Source organism: Vibrio sp. SCSIO 43097 (genome assembly GCF_023650755.1).
GTDB lineage: Bacteria > Pseudomonadota > Gammaproteobacteria > Enterobacterales > Vibrionaceae > Vibrio > Vibrio alginolyticus.
On record NZ_CP071840.1, the window covers coordinates 2,714,289 to 2,730,241 of the forward strand.

Below are 15,953 nucleotides of genomic sequence, written 5' to 3' on the forward strand. Positions count from 1 at the left end.
TTAACACCATCCCTTGGTAAGCGCGGTATTAGAGCATAAAAGTAATCTAAACGCTGCAAGTTTTTTACGCTAGATAATAGATGACAAAGAAGAGGCAGAACAAAGCAACGTTTCGCCAAGTCACTAGAAAGAGCGACGAAGAAAAAAGAGTGATAAGAAAAAAGAAAGCGTTGGTCTCTCAACCAACGCTTTACTTAAGCTAGATTAACTTTTGGTTAATTAACCAATATTCTTACGGGCATTTTGGAACATACGCATCCAAGCGCCATTTTCACCCCAACCTTCCGGAGCCCAAGAATTTGCAACTGTGCGGAATACGCGCTCTGGGTGAGGCATCATGATAGTTACGCGACCGTCTGCTGTTGTTAAACCAGTAATCGCGTTTGGCGAACCATTCGGGTTGTTCGGGTATTGTTGTGTTGGGTTACCGAGGTTATCCACGTAACGAATCGCAACCGTACCTGATGCTTCAATCGCTGCTAGGTGCTCTGCATCACGTACTTCTACACGCCCTTCACCGTGGGAAACCGCGATTGGCATGCGCGAACCAGCCATTCCGTCGAAGAATACAGAGTCAGATTTCTGAACTTCAACTAGACTAAAGCGCGCTTCAAAACGCTCAGATTCGTTGCGCACAAAACGTGGCCACAAGTCTGCACCTGGGATCAGCTCTTTCAGGTTTGATAGCATCTGGCAACCGTTACATACACCTAAAGAGAACGTCTCTTCACGGTTGAAGAAGGCTTGGAATTGTTCACGAGCTTGTGCGTTAAACAGGATAGACTTAGCCCAACCTTCACCCGCACCTAATACGTCGCCGTAAGAGAAGCCACCACAAGCTACTAGGCCATGGTATTCATCCAGTACCGCTTGGCCTGTTAGGATATCGCTCATATGGATGTCGGTTGCTTCAAAACCAGCTCGGTCAAACGCTGCTGCCATTTCGACGTGGGAGTTAACGCCCTGCTCACGTAGAATTGCCATCTTAGGTTTAGCACCTTTCGCAATGTACGGTGCTGCAACGTCTTCATTTACGTCGAAGCTGAGCTTAACGTTTAGACCCGGGTCAGAGTTGTCTTTCTTAGCTTCGTGCTCTTGGTCTGCACACGCTGGGTTATCACGTAGGCTTTGCATCTTATGCGTTGTTTCAGCCCAGATAACGCGTAGTTCGGTACGTGAACGTTCAAGCACAACTGCATCACCAGAAGTGATAACAAAGTCGTCTGAAGCTTCAACAGAACCAATCACATGTGAGCATGCCTCTAAGCCGTTTGCCGCCAGAGTAGATAGAACTGAATCTAGATCATCATTCTTAACTTGAACAACCGCACCTAGCTCTTCGTTAAATAGAACGGCTAGCGCATCGTCACCCAGCTCTGCGATGTTCGCTTTTACGCCACAGTGACCCGCGAATGCCATCTCAGCCAGTGTAACAAACAGACCGCCGTCGCCTTTATCGTGGTAAGCCACTAGCTTGTCATCACGTACTAACGCTTGCATTGCATCAAAGAAGCCTTTTAGCTGCTCTGCATTATCTACGTCAGCAGGTTTGTCACCCAGCTGTTTGTATACTTGTGCCAATGCTGTCGCACCTAAGCGGTTTTTGCCGTTACCCAAGTCAACAAGAACTAGAGAAGTATTTCCTTTGTCAGTGCGTAGTTGTGGAGTCACGGTCTTACGTACGTCTTCCACACGACCAAATGCCGTGATAACTAGCGACAGTGGAGATGTGACTTCTTTGCTCTCGCCGTTTTCTTCCCACTTGGTTTTCATCGACATAGAGTCTTTACCAACTGGGATAGTCAAACCTAAAGCAGGACACAGTTCTTCACCCACCGCTTTCACTGCTTCGTAAAGACCCGCATCTTCACCTGGGTGACCCGCTGGAGACATCCAGTTCGCAGACAGTTTAATGTGTTTAATATCACCGATGTCTGTTGCCGCAATGTTCGTTAGTGACTCACCAACTGCTAGGCGAGCCGATGCACCAAAGTCTAGTAATGCCACTGGCGTGCGCTCACCCATCGACATTGCTTCGCCATGGTAAGTGTCGTAGCTTGCCGCTGTTACTGCGCAGTTTGCTACTGGTACCTGCCAAGGACCAACCATTTGATCACGAGCAACCAGACCCGTTACTGTTCGGTCACCGATAGTAATTAGGAATGTTTTTTCTGCAACAGCAGGAAGACGAAGTACGCGATCCACCGCTTCATTAAGCTCAATACCATCACGAACAATGGCAGGGCTTTCCACTTTTAGTGTGGTTGCGTCGCGGTGCATCTTCGGTGGCTTACCAAGCAGGATATCCATTGGCATATCGATCGGCGTATTGTCGAAGTGAGAATCTTCTAGCGTTAGATGACGCTCTTCTGTCGCTACACCCACCACTGCATACGGTGCTCGTTCACGCTTACAGATTGCGTCGAATGCTTCCATGTTTTCTGGCGCTACCGCTAGAACGTAACGTTCCTGTGATTCGTTACACCAGATTTCCAGTGGGCTCATGCCCGGCTCATCGTTTGGTACATCGCGTAATTGGAACTTACCGCCACGCTCACCGTCGTCGACAAGTTCAGGCAATGCGTTAGAGATACCGCCTGCACCCACATCGTGGATAAATGCGATTGGGTTGTCGTCGCCTAACTGCCAACAACGGTCGATCACTTCCTGACAGCGACGTTCCATCTCTGGGTTTTCACGCTGTACTGAAGCGAAGTCCAGATCTTCTGCTGACTGACCAGATGCCATTGAGGACGCCGCGCCACCACCAAGACCGATGTTCATTGCCGGACCACCAAGTACGATTAGGCTCGCACCCACTGGAATCTCTTTCTTCTGTACGTGTTCATCTCGGATGTTACCCATACCACCAGCAATCATGATTGGTTTGTGGTAACCACGAATTTCTTCACCCGCATGAGAAGTGACTTTTTCTTCGTAAGTACGGAAGTAACCCAATAGATTTGGACGACCAAATTCGTTGTTGAATGCCGCGCCTCCTAGAGGACCTTCAAGCATGATGTCTAACGCATTTACAATACGACCCGGCTTACCGAAGTCGGTTTCCCATGGCTGTTCAAAACCAGGAATACGTAAGTTAGAGGTTGTAAAACCAACCAGACCCGCTTTTGGCTTACCGCCGATACCCGTCGCGCCTTCGTCACGGATTTCACCGCCTGAGCCAGTCGATGCGCCCGGCCACGGAGAGATTGCCGTTGGGTGGTTGTGCGTTTCTACCTTCATCAAGATGTGCGTATCTTCATGGTGGTACGTGTATTGACGGGATTTAGGGTCAGGGAAGAAACGCCCCGCTTTAGAACCTGTCATAACGGCTGCGTTGTCTTTGTATGCAGACAGCACATAGTCAGGTGTCGTTTCAAAAGTGTTTTTGATCATTTTGAACAAAGACTTAGGTTGATCTACCCCGTCGATAGTCCAATCTGCGTTAAAAATTTTGTGGCGACAATGCTCTGAGTTCGCCTGAGCAAACATCATCAATTCAATGTCGTTTGGGTTACGCCCAAGCTTAGTAAAGTTCTCTACCAAGTAATCAATTTCATCTTCTGCGAGTGCCAAGCCAAGGGAAACGTTTGCCTCTTCAAGCGCAAGACGACCGCCAGCTAAGATATCAACATGTGCGACAGGCTTAGGCTCTGCAACAGTAAATAATGCTGATGCGGCTTCAAATGCTGTGAATACTGTTTCCATCATGCGGTCGTGAATTAACGCTTTAACAGCGTCAGCTTGAGCTTCTGATAGAACAACTGAAGATTCGACATAATAAGCCGTACCACGCTCTAGACGTTTCACTTTATCCAGACCACAGTTAACAGCGATATCGGTAGATTTAGAAGACCAAGGCGAGATAGTGCCAGGACGAGGCGTGACAAGAAGTAGAAGACCTTCAGGCTCATGCTCTTCGATGGTTGGGCCGTAAGTTAGTAACTTTTCAAGTTTTTCTAACTCTTGGTCATCAAGGTCTGACTTTAGATCGGCAAAGTGCATAAACTCGGCATAAATACCAGTTACAGGCAGATCTTGTTCACGACAAAGTTCCAGTAGTTTATTAACACGAAACTCAGAAAGAGCTGGGGAGCCACGCAAAATTCTCATGTGCTTAGGTCTCTTATGCAATTGATTAAGGTGATATTGGAATAAATTCAGACACTTAAAATAAGCCCTGTCGAACCTATGCCGATTCCACCTCGTCATTGCGAGCGCATTATATAGTAATTGTTTTTGTGATGTAACACCAAAAGCAACCGTTTGCGTCATTTTTTTTGTCAAATTTGAATTACAACTAAAATGTCGATAAAACACACAATGTCACGTTATAAGTGTGTGATTCACTTTGCCCCATGAGCTCGCTTTGATATAAAGGCAAATAGAAATTTTCCAAGATGTACCTATTAATGCAAATAAGTCACTTCAACCGGCTCAAGCGCAGTGCTCTAATTTTAGTTTCTGTTCTTTTGCTCTCTGCTTGCCAGATTGAGTCGGAGCCCAAAAGTGAATTTGAAAAAATTCAAGAACGTGGTGTGCTTCGTGTTGGCACGCTAAACAATCAGCTTTCCTACTACATAGGACCCGATGGTCCCGCAGGGTTGGATTACGAATTGGCGCGTCAGTTTGCGGAGCAGCTCGGCGTCAAACTCGAGATTAAACCAGCCTTTCGCCAGGCTGAGCTTTTTCCTGCTCTTAAGAAAGGAGATATCGATATCATCGCTACGGGTTTAAATCAAACGTCACAAGCAGTCAAACGATTTAGACCAGGCCCTGCCTATTATTATGTAAGCCAACAAGTGGTATATAAAAAAGGGCAACTTCGACCACGTGATATCGAACAACTCATTGAATACCAAGCCTCGAAAGACGACGAGTCCGACGAAGATACAAATGCAGGAGCGCAAACATTAAAGATCGTTGAACAATCGCAATATGTTCCGACCCTAACAGCGTTAAAGAAGCAGTATCCAGAACTTCAGTTTGAAATTGTTGGTGATGCTGACACGAGAGACTTACTCAAATACGTATCGACGGGTGAGTTACGTTTTACTGTGACTGATTCGGTGGAACTTTCCCTAGCTCAACGCCTTTACCCCGATCTTGCGCTCGCATTTGAACTTACAGAAGATCAACCAGTGTCTTGGTTTACTCGACGTTCTGAAGACGAAAGTTTGTATGCGATGCTGATAGAGTTTTTCGGTAACATCAAACAATCAGGAGAACTGTCCACCCTCGAAGAAAAGTACATTGGTCATATTGAGGCATTTGATTACGTTGATACTCGCGCATTCATTCGAGCTCTGGATGACAAATTGCCTAAATGGGCACCTTTATTCCAAAAATACAGCGAAGAGTTCGACTGGCGCTTAATTGCAGCATTGGCGTATCAAGAATCACACTGGAAGCCAACAGCAAAATCGCCAACGGGTGTTAGGGGGATGATGATGCTGACTCTGCCAACAGCGAAAAGCGTCGGGGTAACAAACCGTTTAGACCCTGAGCAATCTGTTCGTGGTGGTGTCGAGTACTTACGTCGTATTGTAAGTCGCGTGCCTGATAGCATTAACGAGCATGAAAAAATATGGTTTGCGTTAGCTTCATACAATATTGGTTACGGCCACATGATGGACGCACGACGACTCACCAAAGCACAAGGTGGCGATCCGAACGCTTGGGCCGATGTAAAAGACAGGCTGCCTTTACTTCGTCAGAAGCGCTATTACAGCCAAACTCGCTATGGGTACGCCAGAGGCGATGAAGCGCGTAATTACGTAGAAAATATTCGACGTTACTACCAATCCATCATTGGTCATGTCAGCCAACAGCCAGCGATTGATGAGAATAGCGATGACTTGCAAGTGATTCCGCCGCTCAACCCCGACATTTTGATATCGGGCGCAGTAGAGACCGTCGTAGAACAAGTCTCTGGCGCTTCTGACGTCACGGTTGAAGAAGACACCGAACAAGAAAGCATTGAAGAATAAACCCGCGGTAAACTAAAAAATGACGAGCCTATGAAGCTCGTCATTTTTGTTGAGTCCTAACGAAAACTTATCTAGAATCCAATATTCTGAGTGACACCAACCACACTCAACCATTCCTTTGGTTGGTCGCCTTTTCTTCATCGTTAGTAAAACTGATTGCTTTGTAACCACATGGTTTAGCTCACTTGATGAAGCGGCGCCTTCGGCTACACTCTGCCGAAATAACGTCACTCCTATTATTAAGCATCGTATTGAAATTGTTTGCTGGCTCTGTGCAATGCAGAAGTCAAATGAAGAACGTTTAAACCATACAATGTTTAGTGCGATTATCGAGCCTATTGCCAAGCATCGATGAGCCGCGCTTTACTGGTATAAGTCTTGTCTGCAGGAGGTTTTGAATATGAGAAGACGTAGAGTGCAGTCAAAGCGTTTAAATAACACAGTAGCTGCTATCCGACGTAAACGTAAACTGACATGTATGAAAAAGAAAGTAAGTTCACGTAATCGTGTTTTTGTACATTTAGTCAATCACTAGTGCGTCCAAGCAAACATCTACCACGTTGTAGGTGTTTGCTAGCCCTCACTACTCCCACTACCTTGCTCGCTCTCTCCATTTTCTAATGCTTTTTGTGCTTGCTTCTTCGCTTTAATTTCCTTTCGGCGACGCTTAAAAAACGCTTGTAGCTGAGTGCGGCACTCATCTTCTAGCAGCCCCTTTTCAACTAAGGCGTAATGGTAAGCGGCTTGGCTTTCAAACAAATTAAGCACTGTTCCTGCAGCTCCAGCTTTTAAATCTGGCGCTCCAAAAACAACCCGCTTAACGCGGCTATGCAATAAGGCTCCGGCACACATTGGGCATGGCTCAAGTGTTACATATAACGTCGTATCCAGAAGGCGGTAATTTTCTAGCTTTTGGCCTGCTTTACGCAGTGTTTGGATCTCAGCATGTGCGGTAGCGTCATGGGTGCCAATAGAGCGGTTCCAGCCCTCAGCGATAATTTCACCATCTTTTACAAGCACTGCGCCGACAGGTACTTCCCCCTCAGCTTCTGCTTGTTCGGCAAGCACCATCGCTCTGCGCATAAACAATTCATCTTGAGGGGTAAACGGATGGTTAGACAAAGGAGGCTCCAAAGAAACAAAAATGATTGAAGTCGGGAATTTTATCACCAACTTCGGTTTCACTACAGCGACACATCACTGGACAAAGTTTGCAACTCCAAAAAACTAGTTACAAGACCTATCGATGTTCGTTGTGCGAGAACAAAAAAAGCGCAGATCGAAGACCTGCGCTTTTCGGCTGCCAATTAGTGGCTTTCACACCCTACACGTTTTTACATTGTGTAAGTGTAAGGAGCTTGAATGCCTAGTGGGATACCTACCATCCAATAAGCAACTAGGAAGATAGACCAACCGATCAGCATTGCGATCGAGAATGGCATCATTAGTGACGCAAGCGTACCGATACCAGCCGACTTCACATAACGCTGACAGTAAACCACTACAAGAGGGAAAAATACCATTAGAGGCGAAATGATGTTCGATACAGAGTCACCCACACGGTAAGCCGCTTGAGACAGCTCAGGCGAGATACCAACCGCCATTAGCATTGGCACTAAGATTGGACCAATTAAAGCCCATTTTGCCGATGCCGAACCAATAAGTAGGTTTACAGACGCGGTTAGAAGTATCATACCGATGATGGTCACTTCACCTGGTAGGTTCATCGCTTTTAAGCCTTCTGCGCCATACAACGCTAGCATCGTACCGATGTTTGACTGAGCAAATGCAGATAGGAACTGAGCACAGAAGAACGACATAACAATGTATGCGCCCATGGTTGACATAGTATCAGCCATCGCTTTGATAATGTCGTTGCTGGTCTTGAACGTTCCAGACACTTTACCGTAAACGTAACCAGGAATGATAAACAGAATAAAGATCAACGGCACGATAGACTTCATTATCGGTGCTGAGAAGGCAGTAATTTCACCTTCAGGCGAGCGAAGTGCTGATGTTTCTGGAATTAACGCTGCAACAAGTAAAGCAATACCCGCCATCATTGCCCAACCTGCATAACGGAAAGCTTTTGATTCCAGTTCAGTAAATGAACCTAGGTTTGGCGCGGTTTCCGCATCATCATCAATTGGCATTTTTGATAAACGAGGCTCGATGATTTTCTCTGTCACGTACCAACCAATCCCCACAATAATGATAGAGGATAGGCCAGTGAAGAAGATGTTCGCTAATGGGTTAACCACATATTCAGGATCAAGAACCTGCGCCGCAGTTTGCGTAAAGCCAGCCAATAGCGGATCGATACCTGAAGGGATAAAGTTTGCAGAGAAGCCACCAGATACACCTGCAAATGCTGCCGCAATACCTGCTAAAGGGTGACGACCTGCCGCATGGAAGATAATACCGCCAAGAGGAATAACCAGAACATAGCCTGCATCTGCCGCAGTATGCGATACAATGGCAACCAAAATAAGCATTGGAGTAAGAAGCTTAGCTGGCGTGAAGTTCAGCATCTTCTTAAGACCCGTCGTAATAAAGCCCGAAGAATCTGCAACACCCACACCTAGCATTGCGACAAGTACGATACCCAGTGGCGCAAAGCCAGTAAACGTCGTCACCATGTTAGCAAGGAAACTTGCTAGCGCTTCGCCCGTAAGTAAGTTGGTGATAGTAAGAGCTTCGCCCGTTCGAGGGTTTGGAAGATCGAATGATACATTCGACAAAAGTGCTGACGCCGCCCAAGTAATGATCAATGCCCAGAAGAACAAAATCGCAGGATCAGGGATTTTGTTACCTGTCCTCTCGATAAAGTTTAAAAAGCGCTCCATCCCGCTCGGCTTCGATGATGGTGCTTTATTTACAGCTTGGTTACTCATGGTAACTCCATAGTGAATGATGTTGGTGCCAAGGCCTATTTGAATAATTATAACGGCCTACTATCCAACGAGTATTCTAGTAAACACTAATGGAGAAAGCACAAGGTTCTAGATTTTTTTTCATAATTGGAGACATATTTTGCAAAAACACCACTTCAATTAAACATAATAAAAACAGTAGCACATCAACTCAATTAACAGTTCAAAAACCATTTATTAACCGTGACCAATTCGGTATTAAACAAGAATTACATCCGCATTTGTCTCAGCCTATGTATGCAATTGAACTTAGTTTTCGAATTCACTGTATTGTGAGATCATCGTTTTAAGCTGAACTGATCGCGTCTCGCCGATTCTATCCTTCCAGCTAGAGGTAATGGTGATAGTTTTCAGTGTTCCTGAAACCGTGGCAGCTGGAACTTCCCACTCGACGACATAAGATCCAGTAACAGAAGAGCCTGTTGCAATAGAAGCAAAATTTGCAGGTGTGATGGTAGACATCGCCGCAGAAGCACCACGCGTCCGGAACCATTCGAGCTGGTTTTCTGCTAGACGAAGTGCTTCAATACTTCTTATGGCATATTCGGATTCGCGTTCTAGATACACGTTTAGCTTAGTTAAACCTAACGCGCCTACGCCAAGAAGCAGGAAAGAAATTAAGACTTCTAGAAGGTTAAATCCTTTTTGTTTAGAGATCATTCCAGGAGCCTTTTTTCCATCTAGGAATTGCATGCGCATTCCTTGAATTGTCTATCACATCTTTATTGTATCTAAAGTCCAAAGAATCGAAGAAAACCGCTGCCTGATCTTCACTATCAAAATATTGACCACCAGATACCGTAAAAGAACCATGCTGATAATAAGAAGCTATTGTCCTGTATGAGTCTTCTACAACACTTGGCACATGATTTAGGTGAGCATTGGCTTCGAACCCAACCCAATCCGCTGTTGTCGGGGTATAATCATGATTGAAATGAAACAAGACCCCTTTAAACTTATTTGATGTAGCGCCGGAGCTCGGTGGTCCCATCACGGAGAAAAGACCATCATGAATGAGCACTGTTACGCCATTGGTCGATGATGTAGCATTCACTAAATCATTGTATTCCGATTGCTTGATTTCACAGCTCCCTTCCACCCATAAATGATGCTTCCCTGACTGAATTTCTGCTGTTAAAGCAGCACCACAATTAGGTATACCATCAGCCACTGAGCCCGTCATAACATGAAATACACCATTATCTCGGACATCGTTATGCTCTTCAGCCTTTACTCCAAAGAAGGATTCAAATGGCTTTAAATCTGTATCTTGAGTAAAATCATCACCAGCACCAACCCCGCCAACACTAGATGAGAGATGACGGTTTGCCGTCGTGTTTGCACAATCTTTATTTGTAGGGTTGTTAAAATCGGCATAGGGAGACTCTCCATGAATTACGCCTTTATTATCAACTGAAGAGGAGTAAAAGCGCTTTTTATACCTTAACGCAATACACTCCCACCCATCGCTGCTCAATTCCCCTGGGTCTGGAGTAGAGAACGTTGCACTAGAATGAAAATAAATGTCGGCACTAGACTGCATTGCACCATAACTCAAGTTACCTCCCAAAATAATCTCCTTACTAATGCTTGTAAATCCAACATTAGAAGTAACCAAATACCCATTTGAAGTACTCGTAAAATTCGGAATCGTCCAAAGCCCTGAGCCACAATCTGTTATTACGGCAGGTACAATATTATTAACTCTAAATTGCGCCCATGCACATTCAACACCTCCTTCCGCTAACCAATGTGCTTGTCGAGATTTTATTTCGTTTTGCGCAACTTTTATTTGAAAAAATACACCTTTGGATGATGCTAATGATGCAATTAAAGCAAGTAATAAAAGTATAGAAGTCACAAGCAAAGTGGTATAACCGGAATAGCTATATTTAGATGTCATTGCCAATTCCTTTGTTTGATAGAAAACTCCGCAACTTCACTAAAGACTCCATCAATCGTTTTCAAACCTAACTTAACGCTCGTGACCGAACTTACATTTCCTCCATTAGTCACTGTTTCTGAACTAACGGTGAATTGGGTAACTTGGAAAATATCATCATCAAATAGAGAACGACAAAAATCTATACCATCAAAAGATAATATTTGTGTTTGAGACACAACGCCTTTTTCACATATAAAAAACCGAGTATCTCTCTTCTCATACTTAATATTTCGATAGTCTTCATTGGCAGCTGAGTCCTCTTTAAAATACACAAGCCCTACAGAAGAGGCGCCGCTCAGCATTATGGTTCCTGTAGCTCCGGATAATTTGAGTGAACTACCGTTCCCACCATCATAACCTGCCCTTTGAATATCTTCTTTCATAACAGATAAAGTGATATTCAGACCTTGCAATAAATTTAGCTCTAAGCTTTTTTCCTTTGCTGTTTTTTGTAAACTCAAGAATATAGAGCCCACTACACTAAGGACAATTAATCCAATTAAAGAACTAATCATCAATTCGATTAAAGAGCTACCTATTTGATAACGTTTGTTAGCACTGACGGTAATCATATAACTTAGCTCCAGAGTTACTACAAATTTTAATCCTTCCGGGAGGGTTGGAGAGCTTTGCTTGTAGTTTTATGTTTTGAGCATTGGTTGGGAAAAACTCTATATTTCCTCCTTGGGGTCGTCCACGGACCTCGTCGAAGCTTATTTTTTGATTATCGTAGCTGTGCTTCAAAGATAATTCAGAGTAGGCGGAGCCGGAAAGGCTTAAAATTACGCCCCCAGAGCCGCTAGACGAGTTAGTTAACTGTAGAGACCATGCACCTTGACTGACAACGACGTTTTTAGCCATAGAGAAATGTATATATAACTTTTGATTTCTCATTACCGCCTCGGACTTACTTTGGCTTAGAAAGCCAGCTAATTCAGTTGCTAATCGCTGCATTTGCACAGTTTGTGAAACACGGCTAAAGCTTGGAGCTGCAAACGCCAATATAATACTCAGTACAGCAACAGTAATAAGAAGCTCCAACAACGTAAACCCGCGAGGCATTTCCCAAATTCCTATGTAAACGGCAAAAGGGCCGTAATTCATCTTGCACAGATGCTATCACCTGCCAAAAATAGGCGGAAAAGTGAAAAGGAAACTACTCGTGATGATTCGAATTTCTCGTTGTAACGGCTACAAAAAAGGATTGAGAGGGATGACATTGATCGAATTACTGGTAGCTGTAGTGATTGTCGGGATCATTGCTGCAGTCGCATACCCCTCTTACACTAATCATGTAATCAAGTCTCATAGGACGGTTGCCTTGAGCGATCTTAGTCGAATTCAGCTAGAGCTAGAGACATCTTATGATGGTGGGTACGACTGGAGTCATATTCTCTCTGGAGGCACATGCACTCTATGTGACTCAGACACAAATAGATTTTCTTTCGATATTGCGAGCTCTGCAAGTACGGCCTATACCATTACAGCAACAGCAAAATCGGCTCTGGGACAAGACGACGACGAGTGCTTGACTGGTTCTAAAACGATTACTTTAACGTCAACAAATGTCGAAGAACCAAGTGATTGCTGGAATTAGGAAGAACACCGAGATGCAAAAAGGCCTGCATTTTAGCAGGCCTTTGTATTTATGCTTTTCACTAACGTCTTAGCTGGTTAAATCATCAAAGAACTTTTTCACACCGTTGAAAAAGCCTTCTGATTTAGGCTTGTGCTTTGTCGCCGCTTCACCACCACAAGACTCTTCAAACTCTTTGAGCAGTTCTTTTTGGCGTGAGCTTAGGTTTACTGGTGTTTCAACAACCAACTTAACAATAAGATCACCAACACCGCCACCGCGAACGCCTTTCACACCTTTACCACGCATACGGAACATACGACCTGTTTGCGTTTCTGAAGGCACTTTTAGGCTTACGCGACCATCTAGGGTTGGTACTTCAACTTCACCACCTAGAGCTGCCATCGCAAAGCTTACTGGCACTTCACAGTATAGGTTGTTGCCATCACGCTCGAAGATATGGTGCTCTTTCACGTGCACTTGTACATACAAGTCGCCAGCAGGCGCCCCCATTTCTCCCGCTTCACCTTCGCCAGATAGACGAATACGGTCGCCAGTATCAACACCTGCAGGGATCTTAACGTTAAGTGTTTTTGTTTTCTGCTTACGACCTTGACCATGACACTCATTACAAGGGTCTTTAATGATTTTACCTTTACCGTGACAGGTAGGACAGGTTTGTTGCACTGCGAAGAAGCCTTGGCGCATCTGTACTTGACCATGACCATGACAGGTACCACATGTTTCAGCAGATGAACCTTTCTTCGCGCCACTACCATCACAGGTATCACAGTGTACTAGTGTCGGTACTTCGATCTCTTTCGTTACACCACGAACCGCTTCTTCTAGCGTCAATTCCATGTTGTAACGTAGGTCAGCACCTCGCTGGGCACGGTGGCCACCACCGCCACGACGACCACCACCAAAGATGTCACCGAATACATCGCCAAAGATGTCGCCGAAATCAGCACCGCCGCCGCCAAAGCCGCCGCCACCGAAACCACCGCCGCCTTGTTCAAAAGCTGCATGACCGTATTGGTCGTACGCCGCTTTCTTTTGAGGGTCGGTCAGAACTTCGTACGCTTCTTTTACTTCTTTAAACTTGTCCGCCGCAGAATCATCACCCTGGTTTCGGTCTGGGTGGAATTTCATCGCTAGACGCTTATACGCCTTTTTGATATCGCGCTCTGAGGCATCACGGCTTACGCCTAATACTTCGTAAAAATCACGTTTTGACATGTTCTTCGTCACCAGTTAATTACTACAAACGGCATCGATTCACCGCTTGGTGTTTGTATCGTTCTAGGTAAGTGCACTTGTCTGCAACATACTTAACTAGAAAGACAGCGTTTACAAACAGACGGGCGTAAGAGTTGCCCCAAACGCCCGCACACGAAGTCTTATCGACCCCAGATGGCTATGCAGCCATCTGGTTAAGAAATATTATTTCTTGTCGTCTTTAACTTCTTCGAACTCAGCATCTACAACGTCGTCTTCTTTAGACTGTGCACCTGCGTCAGCACCTTGTGCTTGCTGCGCTTGAGCTTGTTGTTGAGCGATTTCCATCAGCTTTTGAGAAGCAGTCATTAGTGCTTGAACTTTAGCATCGATAGCTTCTTTGTCTTCGCCTTTACGTGCTGTTTCTAGCTCAGAAATTGCTGCTTCAATCTTCTCTTTCTCTTCTGCAGGTAGCGCTTCACCAGCTTCTTCTACTTGCTTACGAGTACCGTGAATCATTTGGTCAGCTTGGTTACGTGCAGTCGCTAGCTCTTCGAACTTCTTGTCCGCTTCTTTGTTAGCTTCTGCTTCTTGAACCATTTTCTCGATGTCTTCATCGCTTAGACCGCCAGAAGCTTGGATAGTGATCTTCTGCTCTTTACCAGTCTGCTTGTCTTTCGCAGACACATGTAGGATACCATCCGCATCAAGGTCAAAAGTAACCTCGATTTGTGGCATGCCACGTGGTGCAGGCTGGATGCCTTCTAGGTTAAATTGGCCTAGAGACTTGTTGTACATCGCTTGCTTACGCTCACCTTGTAGAACGTGGATAGTTACCGCGCTCTGGTTGTCTTCCGCTGTAGAGAAAACTTGGTTCGCTTTAGTTGGGATAGTTGTGTTCTTCTCAACTAACTTAGTCATCACGCCACCCATTGTCTCGATACCTAGAGACAGTGGAGTTACGTCTAGTAGTAGTACGTCTTTAACGTCACCAGCAAGTACACCACCTTGAACTGCAGCACCCATTGCTACTGCTTCGTCAGGGTTTACGTCACGGCGCGCTTCTTTACCAAAGAACTCAGCAACTTTCGCTTGAACCATTGGCATACGAGTCTGACCACCAACTAGGATTACGTCAGTGATGTCGTTTACTGATAGGTCAGCGTCAGCTAGAGCTACTTTTAATGGCTCAAGAGAGCGTTGTACTAGGTCTTCAACTAGAGATTCTAGTTTTGCACGAGTCACTTTAATGTTCATGTGCTTAGGACCAGTTGCATCTGCAGTAACGTAAGGTAGGTTTACGTCTGTTTGAGAAGTAGAAGAAAGCTCGATTTTCGCTTTCTCTGCTGCTTCTTTAACACGCTGCATTGCTAGTGGGTCGTTCTTAAGGTTGATGCCTTGCTCTTTGTTGAACTCATCAACCAAGTAGTTGATTAGACGGTTATCAAAGTCTTCACCACCTAGGTGAGTATCACCGTTAGTTGCTAGAACTTCGAATGTTTTCTCGCCTTCAACTTCATCAATTTCGATGATTGAAATATCGAATGTACCACCACCAAGGTCGTATACCGCGATAGTGCGATCGCCGCCCTTCTTATCAAGACCGTAAGCTAGCGCAGCTGCTGTTGGTTCGTTGATGATACGTTTAACTTCTAGACCTGCGATACGGCCAGCATCTTTTGTCGCTTGACGCTGAGCATCGTTAAAGTAAGCAGGTACTGTGATAACTGCGCCAGTTACTTCCTCACCAAGGAAGTCTTCAGCAGTTTTCTTCATTTTCTTAAGAACTTCAGCAGAAACCTGAGGAGCTGCCATTTTTTGGCCTTTCGCTTCTACCCAAGCATCACCGTTGTCAGCCTTAACGATTTTGTAAGGCATGATTTCGATGTCACGCTGAACTTCTTCGTCTTCAAAACGACGACCGATTAGACGCTTAATTGCAAATAGCGTGTTTTCTGGGTTAGTTACTGCTTGACGTTTCGCTGGTTGACCTACTAGCGTCTCACCGTCAGTGTAAGCAATAACCGATGCAGTAGTACGTTCGCCCTCTGCGTTTTCAATTACACGTGGTTTGTCGCCGTCTAATACAGCAACACATGAGTTAGTAGTACCTAAGTCAATACCAATGATTTTACCCATCTGGCTATCTCCGAATAAATTCTATTTTCGTTTGGTTATAACCCCAATGTGGGGGGAGGAGAATCGGGTTTCAACCCTTGCTCACAAACAAAAATAATCAATGTTTGCTTCTCTATGCCACATAGATAAGGGCGGCAAAATGCTTTTCAAGG

At 45.0% G+C, this 15,953-nt stretch carries 11 protein-coding genes; 2 read left to right on the forward strand and 9 right to left on the reverse strand.

Going from position 1 to position 15,953, the window contains the following annotated elements; genetic code table 11:
- Positions 1 to 219: 219 nt before the first annotated feature.
- Positions 220 to 4,113 (reverse strand): phosphoribosylformylglycinamidine synthase, encoded by a 3,894-nt coding sequence (gene purL / locus J4N40_RS13190; RefSeq protein ID WP_172563641.1) that lies wholly within the window; start codon positions 4,111 to 4,113, stop codon positions 220 to 222.
- 299 nt (positions 4,114 to 4,412) lie between these two features.
- On the opposite strand from purL, the gene mltF reads away from it, so the two are divergent.
- Positions 4,413 to 5,990, forward strand: a complete 1,578-nt coding sequence (mltF, locus tag J4N40_RS13195) for a membrane-bound lytic murein transglycosylase MltF (protein ID WP_031779069.1) — start codon at positions 4,413 to 4,415, stop codon at positions 5,988 to 5,990.
- Between the two features lie 573 nt (positions 5,991 to 6,563).
- Here the strand turns inward: mltF and tadA are convergent.
- The 6 genes from tadA to J4N40_RS13225 all read right to left on the reverse strand — a co-directional run bounded on the left by tadA (position 6,564) and on the right by J4N40_RS13225 (position 11,930).
- Positions 6,564 to 7,073: a tRNA adenosine(34) deaminase TadA gene (gene tadA / locus J4N40_RS13200; protein WP_411912937.1), complete on the reverse strand. Its 510-nt coding sequence runs from the start codon at positions 7,071 to 7,073 to the stop codon at positions 6,564 to 6,566.
- 251 nt (positions 7,074 to 7,324) lie between these two features.
- Positions 7,325 to 8,884 (reverse strand): AbgT family transporter, encoded by a 1,560-nt coding sequence (locus J4N40_RS13205; protein ID WP_017635695.1) that lies wholly within the window; start codon positions 8,882 to 8,884, stop codon positions 7,325 to 7,327.
- Between the two features lie 288 nt (positions 8,885 to 9,172).
- Entirely contained in the window at positions 9,173 to 9,583 is a 411-nt protein-coding gene (locus J4N40_RS13210; protein WP_213967776.1) for a type IV pilus modification PilV family protein, read from the reverse strand.
- Positions 9,573 to 10,826, reverse strand: a complete 1,254-nt coding sequence (locus J4N40_RS13215) for a hypothetical protein (RefSeq protein WP_005381607.1) — start codon at positions 10,824 to 10,826, stop codon at positions 9,573 to 9,575. The genes J4N40_RS13210 and J4N40_RS13215 overlap by 11 nt, the downstream gene beginning before the upstream one ends.
- On the reverse strand, positions 10,823 to 11,440 hold the full coding sequence (locus J4N40_RS13220) for a PilW family protein (RefSeq protein WP_005381615.1): 618 nt from the start codon (positions 11,438 to 11,440) through the stop codon (positions 10,823 to 10,825). The genes J4N40_RS13215 and J4N40_RS13220 overlap by 4 nt, the downstream gene beginning before the upstream one ends.
- The gene (locus J4N40_RS13225) at positions 11,421 to 11,930 is read right to left on the reverse strand and encodes a GspH/FimT family pseudopilin (protein ID WP_005381616.1); all 510 of its coding nucleotides are present in this window, start codon (positions 11,928 to 11,930) and stop codon (positions 11,421 to 11,423) included. The genes J4N40_RS13220 and J4N40_RS13225 overlap by 20 nt, the downstream gene beginning before the upstream one ends.
- Positions 11,931 to 12,033: 103 nt before the next feature.
- Between J4N40_RS13225 and J4N40_RS13230 the strand changes: the two genes are divergently transcribed.
- Complete coding sequence (locus J4N40_RS13230; RefSeq protein WP_017820588.1) at positions 12,034 to 12,465, forward strand: type IV pilin protein; 432 nt, start codon at positions 12,034 to 12,036, stop codon at positions 12,463 to 12,465.
- 69 nt (positions 12,466 to 12,534) lie between these two features.
- On the opposite strand, the gene dnaJ is transcribed toward J4N40_RS13230, so the two are convergent.
- Entirely contained in the window at positions 12,535 to 13,683 is a 1,149-nt protein-coding gene (dnaJ, locus tag J4N40_RS13235; protein WP_005381620.1) for a molecular chaperone DnaJ, read from the reverse strand.
- A gap of 204 nt (positions 13,684 to 13,887) precedes the next feature.
- Positions 13,888 to 15,801 carry a molecular chaperone DnaK gene (dnaK, locus tag J4N40_RS13240; RefSeq protein WP_005381623.1) on the reverse strand — a complete coding sequence of 638 codons (1,914 nt, stop codon included), beginning with the start codon at positions 15,799 to 15,801 and terminating at the stop codon, positions 13,888 to 13,890.
- Positions 15,802 to 15,953: the final 152 nt, after the last annotated feature.

Bases quoted from the DNA above. Each gene is read 5' to 3' on its own strand.
- purL (WP_172563641.1), bottom strand. From the start codon at position 4,113: ATGAGAATTTTGCGTGGCTCCCCAGCTCTTTCTGAGTTTCGTGTTAAT.
- mltF (WP_031779069.1), top strand. From the start codon at position 4,413: ATGCAAATAAGTCACTTCAACCGGCTCAAGCGCAGTGCTCTAATTTTA.
- tadA (WP_411912937.1), bottom strand. From the start codon at position 7,073: ATGCGCAGAGCGATGGTGCTTGCCGAACAAGCAGAAGCTGAGGGGGAA.
- J4N40_RS13205 (WP_017635695.1), bottom strand. From the start codon at position 8,884: ATGAGTAACCAAGCTGTAAATAAAGCACCATCATCGAAGCCGAGCGGG.
- J4N40_RS13210 (WP_213967776.1), bottom strand. From the start codon at position 9,583: ATGATCTCTAAACAAAAAGGATTTAACCTTCTAGAAGTCTTAATTTCT.
- J4N40_RS13215 (WP_005381607.1), bottom strand. From the start codon at position 10,826: ATGACATCTAAATATAGCTATTCCGGTTATACCACTTTGCTTGTGACT.
- J4N40_RS13220 (WP_005381615.1), bottom strand. From the start codon at position 11,440: ATGATTACCGTCAGTGCTAACAAACGTTATCAAATAGGTAGCTCTTTA.
- J4N40_RS13225 (WP_005381616.1), bottom strand. From the start codon at position 11,930: ATGCCTCGCGGGTTTACGTTGTTGGAGCTTCTTATTACTGTTGCTGTA.
- J4N40_RS13230 (WP_017820588.1), top strand. From the start codon at position 12,034: ATGATTCGAATTTCTCGTTGTAACGGCTACAAAAAAGGATTGAGAGGG.
- dnaJ (WP_005381620.1), bottom strand. From the start codon at position 13,683: ATGTCAAAACGTGATTTTTACGAAGTATTAGGCGTAAGCCGTGATGCC.
- dnaK (WP_005381623.1), bottom strand. From the start codon at position 15,801: ATGGGTAAAATCATTGGTATTGACTTAGGTACTACTAACTCATGTGTT.